At 73.4% G+C, this 1,985-nt stretch carries 1 protein-coding gene and 1 pseudogene; one reads left to right on the top strand and one right to left on the bottom strand.

Features of this window, described 5'->3' with window-relative positions; genetic code table 11:
* Positions 1–1,023, bottom strand: a pseudogene (gene tsaD, locus AC2W7M_RS24515) (tRNA (adenosine(37)-N6)-threonylcarbamoyltransferase complex transferase subunit TsaD); the annotation flags it as partial.
* 149 nt (positions 1,024–1,172) lie between these two features.
* On the opposite strand from tsaD, the gene hemC reads away from it, so the two are divergent.
* Positions 1,173–1,985 (top strand): hydroxymethylbilane synthase (hemC, locus tag AC2W7M_RS24510; protein ID WP_486135637.1); only part of this gene is annotated, 813 nt, incomplete at its 3' end.

Below are 1,985 nucleotides of genomic sequence, written 5' to 3'. Positions count from 1 at the left end.
CCACCGGATCGAGCGGCCAGCGGGCGCGCGGGCTCACGTCGAGCGGGTCGATCAGGTCGCGCGCCAGGCGCTCGCCCGGCCCAGGCGATCATGGCGCCGTTGTCGGTGCACAGCGCCGGCGCGGGAATGGCGAGGCGGGTGTTGAGCTCGGTGGCGATCTGGCCGAGCCGCGCGCCGGATCGCGCCGTTGGCGGCGACGCCGCCCGCCACCCACCAGGGCCGAGGGCCGCGTCCATCTTCTCGCGATACGCGGCGCCGGCCCGCACCGGTCGGCGATCACCTCCACCACGGCGGCCTGGAACGAGGCGCACAGGTCCGCCACGTCGTCGTCGGTGAGCGGGGCGAGGCGGTCCGCCTCCAGCCGCACCGCGGTCTTGAGGCCGGACAGCGAGAAGTCCGGCTCGCGCCGGCCCATGAGCGGGCGCGGGAACATGAAGCGCTCGGCGTCGCCGCGCGCCGCCTCCTCCTCCACATGCGGCCCGCCGGGATAGGGCAGGCTCAGCATCTTCGCCACCTTGTCGAAGGCCTCGCCGATGGCGTCGTCGAGCGTGGTGCCCAGGCGGGTGTAGCGTCCCACCTCCTCCACGGCGACGAGCTGGGTGTGCCCGCCGGACACCAGCAGCAGCAGGAACGGGAACGGCACGCCGTCGGTGAGGCGCGCGGTGAGCGCATGCGCCTCCAGGTGGTTGACGGCGATCAGCGGCTTGCGCGTCACCAGCGCCAGCGCTTGGCGGTGGTGAGGCCGACGATGACGCCGCCGATGAGGCCGGGACCGGCCGCCGCGGCGATGCCCGACAGGTCGCGATAGGCGATGCCGGCCTGCCGCATGGCTTCAGCGATCACGTGGTCGAGCACCTCCACATGGGCGCGCGCCGCCATCTCCGGCACCACGCCGCCGAACGGGGCGTGGATCTCCACCTGCGAGCGGATGACGTTGGAGCGGATCTCGCCCGACCCGGTCAGCGAGCGGGCGACCACCGCCGCCGAGGTCTCGTCGCACGTGGTCTCGATGCCGAGCACCAGGAGCTCGCCCGACCTTTGGAGTTCGCCCGACCTATGGAGTTGGCCCGCCTTGGGGAGTTCGCCCACCGTGCCGCCCTTTCCCGCGCTGTTCCGGCTGCGCCGCAACGCCGCTCTATCCATTTTGATTCCAATGCGCATTCTACGCATCCATGAGCGAGAACACGAACCGCCGGACGGGCGGCCCTGAGACCGGCGCGCCCGCGCGCCTCACCATCGGCACGCGCGGCAGCCCTTTGGCGCTGTGGCAGGCGAACGCGGTGCGCGACGCGCTGGCCGCCGCGCTCAAGCGCGAGAAGGACGCCATCGTCATCAAGGTGATCCGCACCTCGGGCGACGCGATCCAGGACCGCGCGCTCTCGGAGGCCGGCGGCAAGGGCCTGTTCACCAAGGAGATCGAGGACCAGCTTCTCTCCGCCGAGGTGGACCTCGCGGTGCATTCCGCCAAGGACGTGGCGACGACGCTGCCCGAGGGGCTGCACCTTGCCGGCTATTTGCCGCGCGCCGACGTGCGCGACGCACTGATCCTGAAGCGCGGGGCGGGGCTCGACGACCTGCCGCACGGCGCGCGGGTGGGCACCGCCTCGCTGCGGCGCGAGGCGCAACTGCGGCGCCTGCGGCCTGACCTTCACGTGGAGCTGCTGCGCGGCAACGTCCACACGCGCCTCAAGCGGGTGCGCGAAGGCGACCTCGACGCGACGCTCCTGGCGCTCGCCGGCCTCACCCGGCTCGGCCTGGCGCACGAGGCAGACGCGGTGCTCGCCACCGACGCCTTCCTGCCGGCGGTGGGGCAGGGGGCGGTGGCGATCGAATGCCGGATTGGCGATGCCGCCACCAACGCCGCCATCGCCGCCATCGCCTGCGCCTCGACCGGCATCGCGGTGACCGCCGAGCGCGCGTTCCTGGCGGCGCTCGACGGCTCGTGCCGCACGCCCATCGGCGGGCTCGCCACGGTCTCAGGCGGC

It is taken from the genome of Xanthobacter sp. BG11Y11_SDJG, from assembly GCF_057364445.1.
The sequence above is the reverse complement of the archived record's forward strand: the minus strand, read 5'-3'. Positions and strand labels throughout refer to the sequence as shown.